Raw genomic sequence first — 20712 nt, 5'->3', positions numbered from 1 at the left:
CACGGGCGGGTGCGCCGCCGCCGCCGATAATTCGCGGGTGAATTCTTCCACCCTCTTCTCGCTGCACGGTCGCGTGGCGCTGGTCACCGGCGCCAGCCGCGGGCTCGGCCTGTCGATGGCCTGCGCGCTTGCCGCGCACGGCGCCCAGGTCTGGCTCAACGGCCGCGATGCCGACAGCCTCAGACATGCTGTCGGACAGGTCCGCGCTGCCGCCGAGGCCACCGCCGGCGACGCTCAGGCATTGCCGTTCGATGTGACCGACGAAGGTGCAGCGACCGCTGCCGTGTCGCGCATGCTGGGCGAAAGCGGCCGGCTGGACATCCTCATCAACAACGTCGGCCAGCGCCGCCGGCAGCCGCTGGACGAACTGCCTGCCCAGGCCCTGCGCGATCTGCTCGAGGCCAATCTGGTGTCGGCATGGCACCTCTGCCGCGAAGCCGCGCGGCCCATGCGCGCGCAAGGACACGGCCGCATCATCAACGTGACCTCGATCGCCGGGCCGATTGCCCGCGCCGGCGATGCCGCCTACACCACCAGCAAAGGCGCGCTGGCCGCCCTGACCCGCGCGCTGGCGGCCGAACTCGGCCCGCACGGCATCAACGTCAATGCCATCGCCCCGGGCTTCTTCGCCACCGAGGCCAACGCGGGAATGGTCGAGGACGAGTCAACGCAGGCCTGGCTGAAACAGCGCACCTCGCTCGGCCGCTGGGGCCGGCCCGACGAGATCGGCGCAGCGGCGGTGTTCCTGGCCTCACCTGCCTCCAGCTACATCACCGGACAGACGCTGGTGGTCGATGGCGGCTACCTGGCCCACTTCTGAGCCTGACAGTCGCGCCCGGGCGCGCCGACCTGCACGCGATGCCACCCCGGCCACCCGGCCGACACGGGCCCGCGTGAACAAATCACCTATCCTCAGGACGATGTCGCTGTACCGAACGCTCATCTGGCTCAAGGCCGCCGAAAACCGCCTCTGGGTCAAGCCTGCCGCCGGCAGCGTGGTCGCCGTGGTGATCGCCCTGCTGGCGGCGGTGGGCAACCGTCTCATTCCCGCCGGCCTGCTGCCCGATATCGAGCGTGGCACGCTCGACAGCCTGCTGGGCGTGATCGCATCGAGCATGCTCGCGGTGGCCACCTTTTCCTTGTCGATCATGGTGGCCGCGTTCTCTTCTGCCGCCGTGGGCGCCTCTCCCCGGGCCATCGAACTGGTGGCCGGTGACGCCGACACGCAGAACGCCATCACCACGTTCATCTCTGCCTTCATCTACGCGATCATCGCCAACACGGCGCTGGGTCTGGGGCTGTATGGCAGCACCGGTCGCTTCATCCTGTTCATCTGCACCATGGGCGTGCTGCTGTATTTGATAGTGACGCTGATTCGATGGGTCAAGACGCTCTCGGTGCTGGGGCGCATGGAAAACACGCTGTCCAAGCTCGAGAAGGTGGCGATGCGCGCCATGAGCGCCCACCGCCGGTCACCAGGCATGGGGGCGCGCCTGGCGCAAACCACCCCGCCGCAGGGCCTCGCGGTGCACGCCGGCAAGGTTGGCTATGTGCGCCACATCGACATGCAGTCGCTTCAGCAACGGGCGGTCGAATCCGGGGTGGAGGTGCATCTGCGCGTGCGCCCGGGGCAGCTCGTCCACCCCGGGACCGTTCTGGCCATCGTCGACGGTGCTCCTGGCCTGGACGCCCCGCTCGAGCTCGACGCCCTGCGCAACGCGTTCGTGTTGGGCAACGGACGCAGTTTCGACCAGGACCCGCGCTTCGGCATGATCGTCCTGTGCGAGGTGGCACAACGTGCGCTGTCGCCCGCTGTCAACGACCCGGGCACCGCGATCGCCGCCATGAACACCATCACCCGGGTGCTCGTCGATGCCAGAAGCGACAGTGAGAGTGAGGCGCCCGAAGCCAGCTACGACCGGCTGACACTGGTGCCGCTGGACCCGGCGGATTTGATCCACCAGGCCTTCGACCCGATCGCCCGGGACGGTGCCGCGGTTCCCGAAGTCCAGCTGCGCATGCAAAAGCTGCTCGCGATCATCGCCGAGGGTTGCGGCGGTGCCCTGGCAGACGCCGCCCGCAGGCAGGCGGCGACCAGCCTGCAGCGCGCCTTGCAGGCGATGGTGCTGGAAGGGGACAAGTCGCACCTGAGCGAACAGCACAATGCCCTGTTTCCGCCACCGGCCCAGCCGGCCTGAAACGTCGGACCTTGACGTGCGGCCGCACCGTCGGCGCAGTGCTGGATTGAAAAAATGCCCGTCCGACCTTGTATTGACCCCGGCTCGCCCTTATCATTAGCACTCGCTGGAGTTGAGTGCTAACAAGCTTCGCTCCAAGTGATCGACGGCGCCAGCCCGGCCCTGCGCCGGCACCGTCGGCCTCAACCTTTTCCTTTCTGTTCCATATCCAGGAGATGCAATGAACCTTCGTCCTCTCGGCGATCGCGTGATCGTCAAGCGCATTGACAGCGAAACCAAAACCGCTTCCGGCATCGTCATCCCCGACGCCGCCGCAGAGAAGCCCGACCAGGGCGAGATCCTCGCGGTCGGTCCTGGCAAGAAAAACGACAAAGGCGAACTCGCCGCCATGAACGTCAAGGTCGGCGACCGCGTTCTGTTCGGCAAGTACAGCGGCCAGACCGTCAAGGTCGACGGCAATGAACTGCTGGTGATGAAAGAAGACGACCTGTTTGCAGTCGTTGAGAAGTAAATCTTCTCTTTTCATTCCTTTTAACTGAATTCCGGAGAAATCAACATGGCAGCAAAAGACGTCATTTTCGGCGGCGAAGCCCGCGCACGCATGGTCGAGGGTGTGAACATCCTGGCCAACGCCGTCAAGGTCACCCTGGGTCCCAAAGGCCGCAACGTGGTGCTCGAGCGCTCGTTCGGCGCCCCCACCGTGACCAAGGACGGTGTGTCCGTGGCCAAGGAAATCGAACTGAAGGACAAGCTTCAGAACATGGGCGCGCAAATGGTCAAGGAAGTCGCTTCCAAGACCTCCGACAACGCCGGTGACGGCACCACCACCGCGACCGTGCTGGCCCAGGCCATCGTGCGCGAAGGCATGAAGTACGTGGCCGCCGGCATGAATCCGATGGACCTGAAGCGCGGCATCGACAAGGCCGTGACGGCCCTGACCGCCGAGCTGAAGAAGGCCTCCAAGGCCACCACCACCTCCAAGGAAATCGCCCAGGTGGGTTCGATTTCGGCCAACTCCGACGAGACCATCGGCAAGATCATTGCCGATGCCATGGACAAAGTGGGCAAAGAAGGCGTGATCACCGTGGAAGACGGCAAGTCGCTGGACTCCGAACTCGAAGTGGTCGAGGGCATGCAGTTCGACCGCGGCTACCTGTCGCCCTACTTCATCAACAACCCCGAGAAGCAAGCCGCGCTGCTGGACAACCCTTTCGTGCTCCTGTACGACAAGAAGGTCTCCAACATCCGTGACCTGCTGCCCACGCTGGAGCAAGTCGCCAAGGCCGGCCGTCCGCTGCTGATCATTGCCGAGGACGTCGAAGGCGAAGCCCTGGCGACCCTGGTGGTCAACACCATCCGCGGCATCCTGAAAGTGGTGGCTGTGAAGGCTCCTGGCTTCGGCGACCGCCGCAAGGCCATGCTGGAAGACATCGCCATCCTGACCGGCGGCAAAGTGATCGCTGAAGAAGTCGGCATGACGCTGGAAAAAGTGACGCTGGCCGACCTGGGTTCGGCCAAGCGCATCGAAGTCAGCAAGGAAAACACCATCATCATCGACGGCGCTGGCGCTGCGGCCGACATCGAAGCCCGCGTGAAGCAAGTGCGCGTGCAGATCGAGGAAGCCACTTCCGACTACGACCGTGAAAAGCTGCAAGAGCGCGTGGCCAAGCTGGCCGGCGGTGTTGCCGTGATCAAGGTCGGCGCTGCCACCGAAGTCGAGATGAAGGAAAAGAAAGCCCGCGTGGAAGACGCCCTGCACGCCACGCGCGCTGCGGTGGAAGAAGGCATCGTCGCCGGTGGTGGCGTGGCCCTGCTGCGCGCCCGTCAGGCCGCAGGCACCATCAAGGGTGACAACCCCGACCAGGACGCCGGCATCAAGCTGGTGCTCAAGGCCATCGAAGCGCCCCTGCGCGAAATCGTGGCCAACGCCGGTGGCGAGCCATCGGTGGTGGTCAACGCCATCCTGGCCGGCAAAGGCAACTACGGCTTCAACGCGGCCAACGACACCTACGGCGACATGATCGAAATGGGCATTCTGGACCCAACGAAAGTGACCCGCACCGCGCTGCAGAACGCCGCTTCGGTGTCCAGCCTGATGCTGACCACGGAAGCCATGGTTGCCGAGTCCCCGAAGGACGACGCACCTGCCGGCGGCATGGGTGGTGGCGGAATGGGCATGGGCGACATGGGCGGCATGGGCATGTAATTGCTCCTTGCCTGAGACGCCATGCCGGCGTTGCAAGGGCTTGACGTGGCGCTGCCACTGTCCACGCCCTTGCGCTTTGGCCTGGCGGCTCATGCTGCGTCGGAATGCATCACTGCAGCCTGACAGGAAACCCAAGAAAAAACCCCGCGAGGCAACTCGTGGGGTTTTTTCATTCTGTCGTCAGTTTTCGGTCTTTCGCCCGCCCAAAGCGTGGGTGCCCGGGTGGGCCGGACGGCGATTTGCTGACGCGAAGCGGCTGATGAGCCGTCCGGCCTGCCCGGGCACCCACGCGCTCCAGGCCAAAGCAAACAAGCTCAGCGCATCAGGGCTTCAAGCTTGATCGTGTCGGCCACGAATGCACGAATACCCTCGGAGAGCTTCTCTGTTGCCATCGCATCCTCATTGAGGGCGAAGCGGAAACCGGCTTCGTCGTGGGTCACGAACGGAATGTCCATGCCCTTCGCGACTTGCGCATCCAGTGCGCGGGCAAGCGGCGCCTCGCTGGCAGCCAGCTGGGCCAGCAGTTCGGGGCTGATGGTCAGCAGGTCGCAACCGGCCAGCGCCGTGATCTGACCCACGTTGCGAAAGCTCGCGCCCATCACCTCGGTTTGGATGCCGTGCTTCTTGTAGAACTCGTAGATGCTGCGCACCGAGCGCACACCCGGATCGTTGGCGCCAGCCATCGCAGCCTCGTCCCAGGCTGCACCCGCCGACTTCCTGTACCAGTCGTAAATGCGTCCCACGAACGGGGAAATGAGCTGGACCTGCGCCTGCCCGCAGGCCACCGCCTGGGCAAACGAAAACAACAGCGTCAGATTGGTGTGGATGCCGTCGCGCTCCAGGCGGGCAGCGGCCTGGATGCCTTCCCAGGTCGAGGCGATCTTGATGAGCACGCGGTCGACATGCACACCTTCGCCCTGGTAGAGATCGATGATGCGGCGCGCGCGGGTGACCGTGGCCTCGGTGTCGAAGCTCAGGCGGGCATCGACCTCGGTCGACACACGGCCGGGGATCAGCTGGAGGATCTCGCAGCCAAAACGCACCAGCAAGCGGTTTGCCACCTCGTCCGGCCCCTGGGCGCCGTAGCGGGTCACCGCATCCTTGAGCATGTGCGCGTATTCGGGCTTTTGCACCGCCTTCAGGATCAGCGAGGGATTGGTGGTGGCATCTTGCGGGGCAAACGCCGCGATCTGCTTGAAGTCGCCGGTGTCGGCCACCACGGTGGTGAATTGTTTGAGGGCATCGAGCTGGTTCATGGGTGCGATTATCGAACACCCTTGGTAATAAAATTTCACCCTGTCATGTAACCAGGTGCCCGCCATGCTCGACCGGATCAAAGCCTCACTGCCTTCACTGGCGCCTGCCGAGCAGCGCGTGGGCAAGCTCGTGCTGCTGGACCCGCGCACCTTCGCCGGTTTGCCTGTGAGCGAACTGGCCGAACGCGCACACGTGAGCAAACCCACCGTGGTTCGCTTTTGCCGCAGCATGGGTTACGACGGTTTGTCCGACTTCAAGCTCAAGCTCGCGGGCACCGTGAGCGAAGGCGTGCCCTTCATCCACCGCAGTGTGGACATGGACGACAAGACCAGCGACGTGCTGGTCAAGGTGATCGACAACACCGTGGCTGCATTCCTGAAGTACCGCAACGACGCGTCGAGCCATGCCATCGAGAGGGCGGTGGACGCGCTGGTGGCGACCTACAAACACAAGGGCCGCATCGAGTTCTACGGCGCAGGCAACTCCGGCATCGTGGCCCAGGATGCCCAGCACAAGTTCTTCCGGCTGGGCATCAATGCCATCGCCTACAGCGACGGTCACATGCAGGTGATGAGCGCCTCGCTGCTCGGGCCCGGCGACTGTGCGGTGATCGTCTCCAACTCCGGCCGCACCCGCGACCTCATGGACGCGGCCGACATCGCGCGCAAACACGGCGCCACGGTGATCACCATCACCACCAGCGGCACGCCGCTGGCGCAGGCCGGCCACGTTCACCTCTCGGCCGACCACCCTGAGGGCTACGACCGCTACAGCCCCATGACCTCGCGCCTGATGCACCTGATGGTGATCGACATCGTGGCCACCTGCCTGGCACTGCGCATCGGCGGCGCCAAGCTGCAGCCGCTGCTCAAGGAAATGAAGAACAACCTGCGCAGCAAACGCTACGCCTGATTCTCCCGGGCAGCGTCACGGAGCAGGCGTGAACGACTTGAGTTCACTGACGGTGTCGTTCCAGAGTTGACCGCCCCGGTAATCCTTGTATTCCGACTTGACGAAGCGCCCGATGGCCGGGGCAAACCACTGCACCTGTGCGACACGGAAGGAGCCGGACCAGGAGACGCCCGTGATCCAGCCGGCCGATTCGATCTTGAAGGCATCGAATTCCCCGGCCGGCGTCTTCACTTTTTCACGGGCCACCACCTTGACTTCCAGGTCGCCCTTGCTCTTGCTGGTTACGCCCTCGGCGAGGTAGCCGGATTTCCAGCTCTCGCCCACCGTCAATGGAAACTTGACGCCGACGATCGGCGGATCGAAGCGGGTTGCAGTCGTGCCAGAGACAGCGACTGCCCAATCTGCCGTGAGAACGCCCTCGATTTCGGGCGGATTGAGACCGGGACGGGCATGCTTGCTCTTGATCTGGGTCTGATCAACCGATGCGACGGTCACCGTCTCTTCGAACACGCGCTTGTCGGCGCGCTGGTTGACCATGTAGACCGCCACGTCCCCCACCTTCGGCACCGGCTTGCTGCTGCCGTCGGCTTGTGCCCACGCGCTGGCGGACACCCACAAACACAACGATCCCAACCAACAAAGACGCTTGCTCATGCTGTTCTCCTGTCGTTGCGCTCGGCGCCAGCCCACCACGGACCGTGCATACCGCTCGCCAACCGCCACGCAGGTTAAGAGAAATGCGTCGCCGGGGCACTCCCCCAATTTGGGGATGGGCTCAACTCAGAGTCGGCCTTCTTCAACCGCGTGGCAGGCGATGCGGATGCCACCCAGGGTCAGCAGGCTCGGGCGCTCGTTGCGACACCGGTCGTTGGCGTGCGGGCAGCGCGGGTTGAAGGCACAGCCGGTGGGCGGGTTCAGGGGGTTGGGCACTTCACCGGACACCGGCGTGCGGGCGCGCCCGGTGTCGTGCATCTTCGGAATGGCGTCCAGCAGCATGCGCGTGTAAGGGTGGCGCGGACTGTCGAACAGGGTGTGCTTGGGCGCAAGCTCCACCAGTCGGCCGAGGTACATCACGCCGACCTGGTCGCTCACGTGTCGCACCACAGCCAGGTTGTGGCTGATGAAGAGATAGGTCAGACCCTGCTGCCGCTGCAGGTCTTTCATGATGTTGAGCACCTGCGCCTGCACGCTCACATCCAGCGCGCTGGTGGGCTCGTCGCAGACCAGGAATTCGGGCTGGGTGGCCAGGGCGCGCGCAATCGAAATGCGCTGTCGCTGTCCACCGCTGAACTGGTGCGGGTACTTCACACGGTCCAGCGGCGAGAGGCCAACCGACTTCAGCAATTCGTCCACCCGGTCGCGCAATCCGGCCGGATCGGTCACGATTTCGTGCTCGCGCAGCGGCTCGGCAATGATGTCCTCCACCCGCCAGCGCGGGTTGAGGCTGGCGTACGGATCCTGAAAGATCATCTGGATGCGCCGGCGCAGCTTGCGTCCTTCGGGCGTCTTGAAGGCGGCGTGCGCGTCCTGCCCGTCGAATTCGAAGCCCCCGCGCGTGGGCTCGTACAAGCCCACCAGCAGCCGCGCCACGGTGCTCTTGCCGCAGCCCGATTCGCCCACCAGCGCCAGAGTCTGCCCGCGGGGGATGTCGAAGGACACACCATCGACCGCGCGCAGCAACTGGCGCGGCTGTCGCTCGATCACCCGGTTGAGCCACGGAGCGGAAACGTCGAAGGTCTTGGCCAGATCGGTGGCGCGCACGAGCGGCGCGGCGGTGGCGGCCTCGGCAGTGGCGGCAGAAACGGCAGCGCGCGTGCGGGCGGTGTCCGACTGGGTCGACTGGGCCTGCACGGCCCGCTCGAACATGTCGGCGCTCATGCTGCCACCCCCGACTGGGCGTGCAGCCAGCAGGCAGCTCGCGTGGCGCCAGCCACCAGCAGGTCCGGACGGTCCACGTGGCAACGGTCGAACACCTTCTCGCAACGCGGGTTGTAGGCGCAGCCCGCCGGAATCGCATTGAGGCGCGGCATCGCACCGTCGATCTGGTGCAGCCGTTCACGGTCCATGCCCATGTCGGGAATGCAGGCCATCAGGCCCGCGGTGTAGGGATGGGCCGGGTGGTTGATGACTTCGTGCACCGGGCCAATCTCGGCGATGCGCCCGGCATACATCACCGCCACACGGTCGCAGGTCTCGGCGATCACGCCCATGTCGTGGGTGATCAGCATCACCGCTGCTCCGCGCTGTTTGCAGATCGTCTTGAGCAAAGTGATGATCTGCGCCTGGATGGACACGTCCAGCGCGGTGGTGGGCTCGTCTGCCACGATGAGCTGAGGCTCGGCGGCCAGCGCCAGTGCGATCACCACCCGCTGGCGCATGCCGCCGCTGAACTGGTGCGGATAGTGGTCGATGCGCTGTTCGGCGGCCGGGATGCCGGTGTCCTTGAGCAGGTCGATGGCACGCTTGCGCGCCTCGGCCTGGGTGACGGGCAGGTGCGTGGTGATGGTTTCGATCAGCTGGCGACCCACGGAATACAGCGGGTTGAGCGAGGTCAGCGGGTCCTGGAAGATCGCGCCGATCTTTCGTCCACGCACCTTGCGCAGCTCCTCGTGCGGCAGGTTGTCGATGCGCCGGCCGTGCAGCAGGATCTCGCCCGAGGCCACACGCCCCGGTGGCTCGAGCAGGCCGATGATGGATGCCCCCGTGAGCGATTTGCCCGCGCCGGATTCGCCCACCACGCCGAGAATTTCGCCCGGTGCGATGTCGAAGGAAATGTCGTCGAGCGCGCGCAGCGTGCCGCGGCGGCCGGGGAATTCGACAACCAGATTTTTGACTTGAAGAAGGCTCATCTTGGATTAACGCAGGCGAGGATTGAGTGCATCGCGCAGCCAGTCGCCGAGCAAGTTCACACTGAGTGCGATCAGCACCAGCATGGCGCCGGGGAAGATGGTGATCCACCACTCGCCGGAGAACAAATAGTCGTTGCCCACGCGGATCAGCGTGCCCAGCGACGGTGAGGTGGGCGGTGCGCCCACACCCAGAAAGGACAACGTGGCCTCGGTGATGATGGCGGTGGCCACCTGGATGGTGGCCAACACCAGCACCGGGCCCATGACGTTGGGGAGCACATGGCTGCGCATGATGCGCAGTGGTGCAACCCCGGTCACGCGGGCGGCCTGCACGTATTCCTTGTTGCGCTCCACCAGCGTGGAGCCCCGCACAGTGCGCGCGTACTGCACCCAGCCGGTGAGGGTGATCGAAATGATCAGGACGCCGAAGGCCAGCGCTTCGTGCGCGTTGGGAAACAGGGCGCGTCCCACACCGGCGATCAGCAGGGCCACCAGGATGGCGGGAAAAGACAACATCACGTCGCACAGGCGCATGAGCACACTGTCGACCCACCCGCCCAGGAAGCCGGCGGCCAGGCCAAAGGACACGCCGATGATCACCGACAGCACCACCGAGGCAAAACCCACCGCCAGAGAGATGCGTGCGCCATACATCAGCGCCGACAGGATGTCGCGGCCCTGGTCGTCGGTGCCCAGCAGGAAGTTGCGCGAACCCTCGGGACTCCATGCCGGCGGCAGGCGGGCGTTGGACAGCTCGAGCGTGGCGAGATCGAAGGGGTTGTGCGGCGCCACCCACGGCGCGAACACCGCGCAAAAGATGCAGATGAACGCAATCACCGCCGCCACGATGGCGGTGGGTGAGTTGCGAAAGCTGTGACCGACATCGCTGTCGACCCAGCGGTGCAGAAGTGAGGTCAACGGAAAGTCCTTGGAAATGCGACGAGGAAAGGGAGCGCCCAACCAGAGCTCGCGAGGGTCCGGCTCCGCCGGCCCCAGCGTGCGTCCCCCCACCGGGGGGAAGACGCCGAAGGCGGCGCAGGGGGGGCTTCTACTTCACCGACATGTAGCGAAACGGCATGGAGTTGTCGGCGAACTGGACCAGCTGCACATTGCTGGCCACGCCCCAGGCGAGCGCCTGCTGGTGCAGGGGCAGATGGCCGATGTCATCGGCGTGCAGCTTGAAGGCTTCGCGGATCAAGGCATCGCGCTTGGTCTTGTCGGTTTCAGACTGGATTTGCACGGTCAGCTCATCCACCTTGGGGTTGCAGTAGGAGCCCAGGTTGAACTGGCCGCTGCCTTTGTCATCGGCGCAGCGCATCAGGGCGTTCAGTGCGTTGTGGGAGTCGTAGGTGCCCGGTGTCCATCCGAGCATGTAGAAGCTGGTGTCCCGCTTGAGGATCTTGGGGAAATAGGTTCCCTTGGTCTCGGCCTGCAGGTTGATCTTCACACCAACTCGGGCGAGGCTCACCGCCACCGCCTGGCAGATCGCCCCGTCGTTCACATAACGGTCGTTCGGGCAGTTCATCGCCACTTCGAATCCATTGGGGTAGCCTGCATCAGCCAGCAGCTTTTTTGCTGCGTCGGGGTCGTACGGCAGGCGCGTGTTCATCGACTCGTCGAAACCATTGATGCCAGGGCCCACCATCAGTGCGGTGGGCTTGGATGCGCCGCGCATCACGGTGCGCTGGATGCCGTTGATGTCGATGGCCTGGTAGAAGGCCTGACGCACGCGCTTGTCCTTGAAGGGGTTCTTTCCCTTGACGTTGGAAAACAGCAGCTCGTCGCGTTTCTGGTCCATGCCGAGGAAGATGGTGCGCAGCTCGGGGCCCTGCATCACCTTGCTCTTGCCGCTGGCGTTGATGCGCGCCACGTCCTGCAGCGGCACCGGCTCGATCACGTCGACCTGGCCCGACAGCAAGGCCGCCACGCGGGTGGAATCGTTGCCGATGGGCGTGTATTCCACGTTGATCACATTGCCTTCGATCTTTCCCCAGTAGTTGCCGTTGCGCACGAAGCTGGTCTTGATGTTGGGCTGGCGCTCACGCAGGCGAAACGGTCCGGTGCCATTGGCCCGGAACGATGCAGCGTTCTCGATGCCCTTGCGCCGGTCCACCGGACGCGTGGCCTGGTTTTCCTCGGACCACTTCTTGTTCATGATGAACAGCAGCGACAGCACATCGGGCAGGATGGGAAACGGCCCCTTGGTCTCGATCTCGACCGCGAAGTCGTTGACCTTGCGGATCTCCTTCACGTCGTTGGTGTAGCTCTTCATGTCCGAACCCTCACCCGAGGCCCGGGCAAAGCTGAACAGCACATCGTCAGCGGTGAACGGCGCGCCGTCATGGAATGTCACACCCTTGCGCAATTCGAAGCGCCAGACGCTTGGCGAGGTCTGCTTCCAGCTCGTGGCCAGTGCGGGCACGAGGCGAAGGTTCCGGTCGCGTCCCACCAGAGGCTCGTACACGTTGTTGGTCACGCTGAGCTGCAACGATTCGTTGAGCGAGTGCGGATCCATGGACAGCGCATCGCCCTGATTGCCGATGCGGATGGTCTGGGCTTGGGTCGAACCCATGGCGAGCACAGCGGCCATCACCAAGCCCGTCGTGAATGTCTTGTGGTACTTCATGCGTCGCTCCTTGCGTGGTTGGAAAACTTGGCCATCGGTGCCGTTGGCTTGACGTGCGTTTCGGCCAGGGGCATGCCGTGCTCGATGAGGCCGGCGTGCAAGGCTGCACCCAGAGGCAACACCTCGTCGTTGAAATCGTAACGGCTGTTGTGCAGGTAGCAGCCACCCATGCCACTCTCGAGCCCTTGCCCCAGGCGGAGATAGGCACCAGGCTTGACCTGCAACATGAAAGAGAAATCCTCGGCCCCCATGCTGGGGTCCATGTTGCGGTCGACGTGATCGTGGCCCAGCAGCTTTTGCGCCACGTCGGCGGCAAAGCGGGCCTCTTCCGCGCTGTTGATGGTGGCCGGGTAGATGCGTTCGTATTTCACGTGGGCGGCCGCACCCAGGCCAAGCGCCACCCCCGAACACACTTCCTGCAGGCGCTGTTCGATCATGTTCTGCACGGCGGGGTTGAAGGTCCGCACCGTGCCCACCAGCGTGGCCTTGCCCGGCATCACGCTGAACGCCCCCATGTCGCCGGCCTGCATGGCACAGATGCTGATGACGGCACTGTCGATGGCCCGCACGTTGCGCGAAACGATGCTCTGCACCGCGGTGATGATGTGGGCCGAAACCAGCACCGGGTCCACCGTCTGGTAGGGATGCGCTCCGTGGCCTCCCTTGCCGGTGATCTCGATGGTGATGCGGTCGGCAGACGCCATCATGGGTCCGGGGTTCACCCCCACCGTGCCGGGCTTCATCTGTGGCCAGTTGTGCATGCCGAAGACCGACTGCACCGGGAATCGGTCGAACAGCCCGTCCTCGATCATGGCCTTGGCGCCCGCGAAACCTTCTTCACCAGGCTGGAATATCAGCACCGCCGTGCCGTCGAACTGGCGCGTCTCGGCCAGATAACGCGCCGCGCCAACCAGCATTGTGGTGTGTCCGTCGTGACCGCAGCCGTGCATCATCCCCGGCCTGGTGGATCGCCACGCAAAGTCGTTGTGTTCGGTCATGGGCAGGGCGTCCATGTCGGCGCGCAATCCGATCATGCGACCGCTGGCACGGTGTTGACCATGGATGACCGCGACCACGCCGGTCTTGCCGATCCCGGTGTGGATTTCGTCCACTCCGCAGACCTTGAGCGACTCCACCACGCGCTGGGCGGTGTAATGCTCCTCGAAACCGATTTCGGGGTGGGCGTGCAGGTCTCGCCGCAAAGCGGTGAGCTCGGGGTGAAAAGCCGCGATGTGGGCAAACGCGCGGCCGTGGGCCTTGATGCGGGAAGTCAGCATGTCGGTTGCAATCAATGGCCGCCAGATTTTTCAACGCGCAGACGTGGATCGACGGCGAAGTACAGCAGGTCCACGATCAGGTTGATCACCACAAAGATGAGGGCAATCAGGCACAGGTAGGCGGCCATCACCGGGATATCGGCAAAGGTGACTGCCTGAATGAACAGCAAGCCCATGCCTGGCCACTGGAACACGGTCTCGGTGATGATGGCAAAGGCGATCAGGCCACCGAGCTGGAGTCCCGTGATGGTCATCACCGGCACCAGGGTGTTTTTCAGGGCGTGGCCGAAGTGAACGGCGCGATCAGTGAGTCCCCGGGCGCGGGCGAACTTGATGTAGTCGGTGCGCAGCACCTCCAGCATTTCGGCGCGCACCAGACGCATGATCAGCGTGAGCTGGAAGATCGCCAGTGTGATCGCTGGCAAGGTGATGTGTTGCCAGCCCTTGACCGTGAGCAGTCCGGTGGTCCACCACCCGATCTGCGTCACCTCGCCCCGACCGAAGCTGGGGAACCAGCCCAGGTTCACGGCGAACACCAGGATCAGCAAGATGCCGATGAGAAAAGTGGGCAGCGACACGCCGAGCAGGGACACGGTCATGAACAGCTGGCTCACGAAGGTGCCACGCTTGAGTGCGGCGTACACCCCCATGGGAATGCCCACCGCCAGCGCCAGCACCGCGGCCACGCCTGCGAGCTCCAGGGTTGCCGGCAGGCGCTCGCCGATCAGCCGCGAGACCTTGGCCCCCTGGCGCAAGCTCAGACCGAATTCGCCCTGCACCGCGTTGGCCAGAAAGTGCCAGAACTGGACAAAGAACGGCTGATCCAGCCCGAGGTCGGCGCGCAGTTCACGAATCTGTTCGGCCGTGGCGTCTTGCCCCAGCAGGAACACGACCGGGTCACCCACGTACTGGAACAACATGAACGCGATCAGCGCAACGCTGACCATGACGATCACAGCTTGCGCCAGACGCCGAAGAATGAATGCAAACATCGTGGGTAAAAAAGAAGAGAGGGTCGCACGCGGTTGTGCGCGACCCTCTGCCGATCGGCTGAAATCAGTTTACCTTGATCAGGCGCCAGTCCAGCCGGTTGTCGGCGCGGTGCACCACGTCGATGTTCTTCTTCATGGCCCATGGAATGACCTGGTTGTGCAGCGGGATGTGCGCCACATCTTCGTTCTGCAAGGCCAGGGCCTTGGTCAGCAACTCGGTGCGCAGCTTCAGGTTGGTTTCCTTTTTGGTGCGCTCCACCAGGGCGTCCATTTGCGGGTTGCTGTAACGCCCCACGTTGTAGTTGCCATCACCGCCTGCGCCCACGGAGCGCACCAGCGACTGAAGGCTGTAGAGCGCATCGAAGGTCGGCACGCCCCAGCCCAGCATGTAAATGCTCGCCTCGTAGCGCTGGATCATCGGGAAGTAGGTCACCAGCGGCAAGGTGCGCAGCTTGGCCTTGACGCCGATGCGCGCCCACATGGCCGTGACGGCCTGGCAGATTTGCTCGTCATTGATGTAGCGGTTGTTCGGGCAGGCGAAGTCCACTTCGAAGCCGTCCTTGTAGCCGGCATCGGCCAGCAGCTTTTGCGCGGCGGCCACATCAAACGGGTGACGCTTGTGCACCGCTTCCGTCCAGCCATTGACCTGAGGGGCCACCAGCGCACCGGTGGGCTGACCCAGACCGCGCAAGGTCACGCGGGCAATGGTGTTCATGTCGATCGCCTGGTACAGCGCCTTGCGCACGCGCTGGTCCTTCAAAGGGTTCTTGCCCTTGATGTTGCTGCCTGGCAGCTCGTTGCGGAACTGGTCCATGCCAAAGAAGATCGTGCGGTTTTCGATACCGTCGACAACCTTCAGGTTGCCCTCGGCGCGCACGCGCGGCAGGTCTTGCGGGCTGGGGTCGAGCACCAGGTCCACCTCGCCCGAGAGCAGAGCGGCCATGCGCGTGGCGACCGCCTTCACCGGCGTGTAGACCACCTCGGTCACGTTGCCTTCGGACTTGCCCCACCAGTTCGGGTTGCGCGTGAGCACCAGTTTCTGGTCAGGCTGCCACTCTTTCAGCACGAACGGCCCTGTGCCGTTGGCGTTGCGGTGCGCAAAGTTTTCGTCCTGTGTCTTGATGTCTTTGGGTGCCGTCGAGTTGTTCTTCTCGGCCCAGGCCTTGCTCATCATGCGCAACTCGGTGAGCTGGTTCAACAGCACCGGGTTCGGGTCCTTGGTGAAGATGTCGATGGTGTTGGCATCCACCTTGACCACCTTGTCGATGCCTTGGGCATAGATGCCGAAGTTCGAGGTCTTGGACATCGCGCGCTCGATCGAGAACACGGCATCGTCTGCCGAGAACGTGGAGCCGTCGTGAAACTTCACGCCGGTGCGCAGATTGAGACGCAACTGGGTCGGCGTGACCTGCTTCCAGGCGGTGGCCAGGATCGGCTCGGGCTTGAATGTCTTGCTGTTGTAGTACACGAGCGACTCGTACACCGATGCATGAATGCCGTTGGCCAGCGCGTTGTTCTGCGAGTGGATGTCCCATGTCGGGATGTCGCTGGCGCTGGTCCATTTGAAGGTCTTGGCATGCAGGCCACCTGCGGCCAACGAGAGCGCCACCGTCAAGGCGGCAAGGTGCATGGAAGGGATGCTGGAATTCATGGAGAAACCCTGGGAGTGAACACGATGCTGGACTATGCAACAAACGTTCCCGCATGCCATCCGGGAGTAACCCGCATCACGGCGGAACCGCTGCGTCGCCTCAAGGCACGGCTGCCGCGACTTCGAGATTCAGTGCGCCGTACCACGCGGTGAGCGCACTGCGCGTGTTGTCGGTGTCCGTCATCAACGCCACCACACGCAGGGGCCCGGGCTCTTCGCCAAAAACCTGGCGAAAGTCCGCCTGCACATCGCGCACGTGGTCCCGCCACACACCGATGTCCCGCGTGCCGCTGTCGAGCACCAGTTTGCGGATGCGGTCGGTTCTCGGATTCACCACGACGGTGCCCGGCAATTCATGGCTGCCCCACACATAGATCAAGGTGGCGAAGGGCAATTCTTCGCCTGTGAGCAAGCGGCTCATTTCGGAGAGCCGGTGCGTCCTGGCAGACCAGCGCGTGCGGTCTCCCTCGAACGCCAGGACGACGCCCACCGGCGAATCCGAGGCGTCTGCGGCCGAAAGATCGGCGCCCGCCGGCAGCGCATCCACTTTCCACGAAAAGGCAAAGCGCCCAGGCTTGCCCAATGTCGGCTCGAAACGGCGACGCAGGATGCTCACCGAGTTGTCTGCCTTCACCCGCAAGGCGGTTCGATCCAACACCACCACCGTTTCGAACGGAACATGTCGCTTGCCCGGCAGGGCGAAGGATTGCCACCCCAAGGCACTCGGCGGCGTGGTCAACAACCGCTGTGCCGTTGGCTGCCAAGCCTCGGGGGCGAGGTGCCCGTGCGCGGGGTCGTCAGGCTCGACGACCACGCTTCCCGTCGAACAAGCCGCCAGCCCCAGCGTGAGCACCAGCCATGGCAGCCAAATCAAAGGCAGCGACCGGCGCACACGAACCGCAACAGCAGTGAACGGGGAGCGTTGAGGCATGTTGCAAACCAGTCATTAAAGACTCATCGGTATCGATGAATGAAAATTTATTAGTATTTTTGATCTACATTTCGAACCGGGACCCGCCATCGGGTTTCCGCGACAGGAGCCAGGCTTTTGCACCAACTGCCTGCATCTGTCGCGCTCCACCTCATCCAAACGGAGGACATCATGTTCAAGAAAATCATGGCCAGCCTGCTGGCATTCTTCGCTGCCATCAGCCTGGCTGCCGTGGACATCAACAAAGCCACAGTGGCCGATCTTGACAGCATCAAAGGGATCGGTCCGAGCACATCGACCAAGATCCTGGAGGAACGCAAGATCGCACCGTTCAAGGACTGGACCGACTTGATCCGGAGAGTACCCGGCATCGGTGACAAGCGCGCGGCCAAACTGTCGTCAGAGGGTCTCAACGTGAACGGTCAAGCCTTCAAACCCATGGACAAGCCGGTTGCCCAGAAGAAGCCCGCAGACACAAAGCCCGCTGCAGCGAGCAAATGAGCTGAAAGCTTGGGCCCATGAAAAAAGCCACCCGGCAGGCCGGGTGGCTTTTTGTCAAGCAGACTCAGGAGGAATCAGCTCAGAAGGCGTGGCGAACACCCACGCCCCAGATGCTGATGTCGTTGGTCTTGACGCCAGCGCCATCTTTCCAATCTGCCGACGTGAAGGCACCGTAAACGGTCGTGCGCTTGGACAGGGCATAGGTCGCGCCGAGGCCGAAACCGTCACGCTTGTTGCTGCCACCAGCGGTGTTGTCCTTCGAAGTGGCATAGCCGGCAGACAGCACCAAAGCACTGCTCAATGGCACGTTCACGCCCACGGCGTACTCGTTCGTTTTGACAGCACCAACTTTCTTGTTGCCATAGGTCGCGAGCAGTTGAACCATGCCGAGGTCATACGAAGCGTTCGCACGGATGTACTCTGGGTTCGCCACACCAGCGGTGGTGCCTTCGTCTTGGTATGCCAGGCCTGCATAGATCGGGCCACCAGCATATTTGACGTGGAAGGCGAGCACTTCGGCGTCGCCGTTGACGGTCTCGTCCAGTGCATACGACACCGAACCACTGATGCCGCCGAAGTCAGGCGACGTGTACTTGAAACCGTTGTTCGGGTTGGCGGAGTAATCGCGGCCGCTGAGCATCACAGCGTATTCGGGAGCGAAGTCCGAGGCGCCGAAGACGCTGTGTGCACCCGCTTCAATGTCGTCGTAGGAGGTCCACATTTTTCCCACAGTCACTTCACCGAAGCCACCTGCGAAACCAACAAAGGACTGGCGATTGAAACTCAGACCACCTGCGGTACCCGTGTCGACCGTCAGACCGGCTTCCAGGCCGAACACTGCGGACAGGCCACCACCGAGATCTTCCGTGCCCTTGAAGCCGAGACGGCTGGAGGACAGGCCACCGGATTCGACAACACCGGTTGACGACGTCTGGGTAACGACCGTGCCGCCGGTGTCTTTCTGGCTACCAACCCACACATCGGCGATGCCGTAGATGGTCACGGAAGACTGCGCGCTTGCGGCGGATGCAAATGCACCCAAAACGGCCAAAGCAACTAGCGATTTTTTCATGAGATTTCCTTTGAGTGGTTGAAGCGGGAAGAATGTGTCAAACGAATGAACAACATGGATGATAGGCATTGCATCGAAAGAACCACGGGTAATCCCTCACAAAAAAGTTCACCTCGGGGCATTTCGTTGCAAGCCCACAACATGCATCCGGCGTATCCAGCACGCAATATCTGGGCCTTGAGAAACGTTTTTGAGACGAAAAGACGAAAAAGAGAGCCACCGCTTTCGCGGTGGCTCTCTTGAGACTGAACCGAAGCGGACGGAGTCCGCAGACGATTTAGAAGGTGTGGCGCACGCCGATTTCGTAGCCGGTGCGCTTGGTGAACGCGACCACGCCAGCATCGGCAGTGATGCGCGCGAAGTTGGCGTTGATCGAGGTGCGCTTGCTCAGGTTGTAGGTGTAACCAATGGCGAACTGCTTGCCGTCACCCACGGTGTCCACGTCGGTCACCACATACGAAGCGCGCAGCAGGCCTGGGCCCACGGGAGCGGTCAGACCAACCAGCAGGTTGGACACGTCATTGCCACCGGTGCGGCTAGCGACGGTGTACTGGAACATTGGCTTGACAAAGCCCATGTCGTACGAAACGCCGATGTTGCTGCGCTTTGGATTGTTGCCAACAGCGGCAGTGCCTTCGTAGCCGGTGGCCACGGCAACGTTCAAGGGACCAGCGCTGTAACCAATGCGCAGACCTGCGGTGTCGCTGGCGCTGTTGCCGGCTGCCACTTCTTTAAGGCCGTACTGGAACTGGCCATACAGGCCGCCCATGGCAGGCAGGAAGTAACCAATGGTGTTGTTCGAACGAACAGCAGTCACACCTGCGGGGCCGGTTGCGGCGCCGTAGGCGGTACCGAACATGCTGATCGAGGTACCGAGGCCGTTGGTGCCGAACGGATCGAACACGGTGTGGTTCCAGAAGGTCGGAACGTAGTCACGGCCCAGGCGCAACTCACCAAAGCCGCCCATCAGGCTGACCGTGCTGCGGCGCTGGAATTGGAGGCCAGCAGAGGTGCCGACGTCGCCAGCGATGTCACCTTCGAGGTGAAAACCGGCCTTCAGGCCACCGCCGAGATCTTCAACGCCGCGGAAGCCCAGGGCGCTGGAAGAAATCAGGTTGTTCGTCAGTTCGGTGAGCGACACGCCGTCGGTCTTGGTCTGGCGAACACCCATGTCGATGTTGCCGAACAGGGTCACCGACGATTGAGCGAAAGCTGCGCTGGTGGCTGCCACGGCGGCCAATGCGATCAGGGTCTTTTTCATGGAAAGGTTCTCCAAGGGTTGAATAAGGACTGGTGGTCTGTGCCGCCGAGCCGACCTCCATTTGGGGGCTGAGTGGATTGCATCAGAAAGCCGGGAGGGGCGCCACGTTCAGAGCCGCATTTCTGCCCTGCGGTGGTGCTTGTGTTGCACCACCGCGACGCACTCAGTGCTAACCCTTAGAAGAACAGCCCCTGTTGTCGGGCTCAGCCAAGCGGCGATGTCCTCACCCGTGGTCTTGCTGTCTGAGCCATCTCAAACAGATGCGCCGGCGAACGTGGCAGCATTGACACCTTGTTTTTTGATAGCGACTCCATCATGACCACCGCCACCGACGCCTTGATCAATGCCGCGGACTCGGCTTTGAGGACCTTGTTCGTACCACCGCGAGCCTCTCGGGAGTGCGCCACGCTGCCCGAGCGGGCGAACGACCAGGAACTCAGTGACGCGGACAGGCACCTGTCTGGTGCCCTGATGCGCGTGAACCATGTGGGTGAGGTCTGTGCGCAGGCGTTGTACACCGCGCAGGCACTCAGCGCACGCTGGCCGCGTGGCTCTTCCCGGCCGAATCTGCCTCTGGCCACTCAGCTGGAAGCCGCCTGCAAGGAAGAGACCGATCACCTGGCCTGGACGCAGACGAGACTCGACGAGCTCGGGGCGAGGGCTTCGCTGCTGAATCCGCTGTGGTACGCCGGGGCCTTTGGCCTGGGGCTGATCGCAGGGCGCCTGGGACCTGCAGTGAGTCTGGGCTTCGTGGTGGAAACCGAAAGGCAGGTCGAAGCGCACCTGGCCGAGCACATGGAGCGCCTGCCGGCGGGTGACCAGGCGTCACGCGCCATCGTGGCCCAGATGAAACAGGACGAGGCCCGACACGCGCGCGAGGCGCAAGCGGCAGGCGCGGTTGAGCTGCCTGCACCCGTGAAGGGCCTGATGAGAATCGCAGCCAAGCTCATGACGACGGTGGCGCACCGCATCTGAGCAC

19 protein-coding genes are annotated in these 20712 nt (G+C 63.3%); 7 read left to right on the top strand and 12 right to left on the bottom strand.

Annotated features, from left to right (window positions below):
* The first annotated feature begins 37 nt into the window (after positions 1-37).
* The 4 genes from QUV35_RS00400 (at position 38) to groL (ending at position 4404) form a co-directional block, all read left to right on the top strand.
* Positions 38-820 carry an SDR family oxidoreductase gene (locus tag QUV35_RS00400; RefSeq protein WP_300870134.1) on the top strand — a complete coding sequence of 261 codons (783 nt, stop codon included), beginning with the start codon at positions 38-40 and terminating at the stop codon, positions 818-820.
* 100 nt (positions 821-920) lie between these two features.
* Positions 921-2198: a DUF2254 family protein gene (locus QUV35_RS00395; RefSeq protein ID WP_300870133.1), complete on the top strand. Its 1278-nt coding sequence runs from the start codon at positions 921-923 to the stop codon at positions 2196-2198.
* A 220-nt stretch (positions 2199-2418) separates the two neighbouring features.
* Positions 2419-2709, top strand: a complete 291-nt coding sequence (gene groES / locus QUV35_RS00390; protein WP_056268329.1) for a co-chaperone GroES — start codon at positions 2419-2421, stop codon at positions 2707-2709.
* Positions 2710-2754: 45 nt separating this feature from the next.
* Positions 2755-4404: a chaperonin GroEL gene (gene groL, locus QUV35_RS00385; protein ID WP_300870131.1), complete on the top strand. Its 1650-nt coding sequence runs from the start codon at positions 2755-2757 to the stop codon at positions 4402-4404.
* A gap of 314 nt (positions 4405-4718) precedes the next feature.
* Here the strand turns inward: groL and tal are convergent, their stop codons facing one another.
* A complete protein-coding gene (gene tal, locus QUV35_RS00380; protein WP_300870130.1) occupies positions 4719-5660 on the bottom strand; it encodes a transaldolase in 942 nt (313 codons plus the stop codon).
* Positions 5661-5724: 64 nt separating this feature from the next.
* Between tal and QUV35_RS00375 the strand changes: the two genes are divergently transcribed.
* Positions 5725-6573 (top strand): SIS domain-containing protein, encoded by an 849-nt coding sequence (locus QUV35_RS00375; RefSeq protein WP_300870129.1) that lies wholly within the window; start codon positions 5725-5727, stop codon positions 6571-6573.
* Between the two features lie 15 nt (positions 6574-6588).
* On the opposite strand, the gene QUV35_RS00370 is transcribed toward QUV35_RS00375, so the two are convergent.
* The 9 genes from QUV35_RS00370 to QUV35_RS00330 all read right to left on the bottom strand — a co-directional run bounded on the left by QUV35_RS00370 (position 6589) and on the right by QUV35_RS00330 (position 16860).
* Positions 6589-7227 (bottom strand): hypothetical protein, encoded by a 639-nt coding sequence (locus tag QUV35_RS00370; RefSeq protein WP_300870128.1) that lies wholly within the window; start codon positions 7225-7227, stop codon positions 6589-6591.
* Between the two features lie 126 nt (positions 7228-7353).
* Positions 7354-8451, bottom strand: coding sequence for an oligopeptide/dipeptide ABC transporter ATP-binding protein (locus QUV35_RS00365; RefSeq protein WP_300870127.1), 1098 nt, complete (start codon positions 8449-8451; stop codon positions 7354-7356).
* Positions 8448-9422 carry an ABC transporter ATP-binding protein gene (locus QUV35_RS00360; RefSeq protein ID WP_300870126.1) on the bottom strand — a complete coding sequence of 325 codons (975 nt, stop codon included), beginning with the start codon at positions 9420-9422 and terminating at the stop codon, positions 8448-8450. The genes QUV35_RS00365 and QUV35_RS00360 overlap by 4 nt, the downstream gene beginning before the upstream one ends.
* 6 nt (positions 9423-9428) lie before the next feature.
* Positions 9429-10340: an ABC transporter permease gene (locus QUV35_RS00355; RefSeq protein WP_300870125.1), complete on the bottom strand. Its 912-nt coding sequence runs from the start codon at positions 10338-10340 to the stop codon at positions 9429-9431.
* A 130-nt stretch (positions 10341-10470) separates the two neighbouring features.
* Positions 10471-12012 carry an ABC transporter substrate-binding protein gene (locus tag QUV35_RS00350; protein ID WP_300870309.1) on the bottom strand — a complete coding sequence of 514 codons (1542 nt, stop codon included), beginning with the start codon at positions 12010-12012 and terminating at the stop codon, positions 10471-10473.
* 32 nt (positions 12013-12044) lie between these two features.
* A complete protein-coding gene (locus QUV35_RS00345) occupies positions 12045-13325 on the bottom strand; it encodes a M20 aminoacylase family protein (RefSeq protein ID WP_300870124.1) in 1281 nt (426 codons plus the stop codon).
* An 11-nt stretch (positions 13326-13336) separates the two neighbouring features.
* Positions 13337-14317 carry an ABC transporter permease gene (locus tag QUV35_RS00340; RefSeq protein ID WP_300870123.1) on the bottom strand — a complete coding sequence of 327 codons (981 nt, stop codon included), beginning with the start codon at positions 14315-14317 and terminating at the stop codon, positions 13337-13339.
* Between the two features lie 64 nt (positions 14318-14381).
* Positions 14382-15947: an ABC transporter substrate-binding protein gene (locus QUV35_RS00335; protein ID WP_300870308.1), complete on the bottom strand. Its 1566-nt coding sequence runs from the start codon at positions 15945-15947 to the stop codon at positions 14382-14384.
* Positions 15948-16068: 121 nt separating this feature from the next.
* On the bottom strand, positions 16069-16860 hold the full coding sequence (locus QUV35_RS00330; RefSeq protein WP_300870122.1) for a DUF3047 domain-containing protein: 792 nt from the start codon (positions 16858-16860) through the stop codon (positions 16069-16071).
* Positions 16861-17070: 210 nt separating this feature from the next.
* Here QUV35_RS00330 and QUV35_RS00325 point away from each other — a divergent pair, with 210 nt between their 5' ends.
* Complete coding sequence (locus QUV35_RS00325) at positions 17071-17400, top strand: helix-hairpin-helix domain-containing protein (RefSeq protein ID WP_300870121.1); 330 nt, start codon at positions 17071-17073, stop codon at positions 17398-17400.
* Between the two features lie 79 nt (positions 17401-17479).
* Here QUV35_RS00325 and QUV35_RS00320 read toward each other — a convergent pair whose 3' ends face one another.
* Positions 17480-18472 (bottom strand): porin, encoded by a 993-nt coding sequence (locus QUV35_RS00320; RefSeq protein WP_300870120.1) that lies wholly within the window; start codon positions 18470-18472, stop codon positions 17480-17482.
* Between the two features lie 277 nt (positions 18473-18749).
* A complete protein-coding gene (locus QUV35_RS00315) occupies positions 18750-19733 on the bottom strand; it encodes a porin (RefSeq protein WP_300870119.1) in 984 nt (327 codons plus the stop codon).
* A 315-nt stretch (positions 19734-20048) separates the two neighbouring features.
* Here QUV35_RS00315 and coq7 point away from each other — a divergent pair, with 315 nt between their 5' ends.
* Entirely contained in the window at positions 20049-20708 is a 660-nt protein-coding gene (coq7, locus tag QUV35_RS00310) for a 2-polyprenyl-3-methyl-6-methoxy-1,4-benzoquinone monooxygenase (RefSeq protein ID WP_300870118.1), read from the top strand.
* The last annotated feature ends 4 nt before the right edge of the window (positions 20709-20712 follow it).

Origin of the sequence: Hydrogenophaga sp. (assembly GCF_030373225.1) — a bacterium.
Taxonomy (GTDB): Bacteria; Pseudomonadota; Gammaproteobacteria; order Burkholderiales; family Burkholderiaceae_C; genus Hydrogenophaga.
This window is presented reverse-complemented; position numbering and strand designations above follow the sequence as displayed.

Coding starts and splice junctions, on each gene's coding strand:
- groL (WP_300870131.1), top strand. CDS start 2,755: ATGGCAGCAAAAGACGTCATTTTCGGCGGCGAAGCCCGCGCACGCATG.
- QUV35_RS00360 (WP_300870126.1), bottom strand. CDS start 9,422: ATGAGCCTTCTTCAAGTCAAAAATCTGGTTGTCGAATTCCCCGGCCGC.
- QUV35_RS00345 (WP_300870124.1), bottom strand. CDS start 13,325: ATGCTGACTTCCCGCATCAAGGCCCACGGCCGCGCGTTTGCCCACATC.
- groES (WP_056268329.1), top strand. CDS start 2,419: ATGAACCTTCGTCCTCTCGGCGATCGCGTGATCGTCAAGCGCATTGAC.
- QUV35_RS00335 (WP_300870308.1), bottom strand. CDS start 15,947: ATGCACCTTGCCGCCTTGACGGTGGCGCTCTCGTTGGCCGCAGGTGGC.
- QUV35_RS00370 (WP_300870128.1), bottom strand. CDS start 7,227: ATGAGCAAGCGTCTTTGTTGGTTGGGATCGTTGTGTTTGTGGGTGTCC.
- QUV35_RS00340 (WP_300870123.1), bottom strand. CDS start 14,317: ATGTTTGCATTCATTCTTCGGCGTCTGGCGCAAGCTGTGATCGTCATG.
- QUV35_RS00325 (WP_300870121.1), top strand. CDS start 17,071: ATGTTCAAGAAAATCATGGCCAGCCTGCTGGCATTCTTCGCTGCCATC.
- QUV35_RS00320 (WP_300870120.1), bottom strand. CDS start 18,472: ATGAAAAAATCGCTAGTTGCTTTGGCCGTTTTGGGTGCATTTGCATCC.
- QUV35_RS00350 (WP_300870309.1), bottom strand. CDS start 12,012: ATGGCCGCTGTGCTCGCCATGGGTTCGACCCAAGCCCAGACCATCCGC.
- QUV35_RS00395 (WP_300870133.1), top strand. CDS start 921: ATGTCGCTGTACCGAACGCTCATCTGGCTCAAGGCCGCCGAAAACCGC.
- QUV35_RS00375 (WP_300870129.1), top strand. CDS start 5,725: ATGCTCGACCGGATCAAAGCCTCACTGCCTTCACTGGCGCCTGCCGAG.
- coq7 (WP_300870118.1), top strand. CDS start 20,049: ATGACCACCGCCACCGACGCCTTGATCAATGCCGCGGACTCGGCTTTG.
- QUV35_RS00365 (WP_300870127.1), bottom strand. CDS start 8,451: ATGAGCGCCGACATGTTCGAGCGGGCCGTGCAGGCCCAGTCGACCCAG.
- QUV35_RS00315 (WP_300870119.1), bottom strand. CDS start 19,733: ATGAAAAAGACCCTGATCGCATTGGCCGCCGTGGCAGCCACCAGCGCA.
- tal (WP_300870130.1), bottom strand. CDS start 5,660: ATGAACCAGCTCGATGCCCTCAAACAATTCACCACCGTGGTGGCCGAC.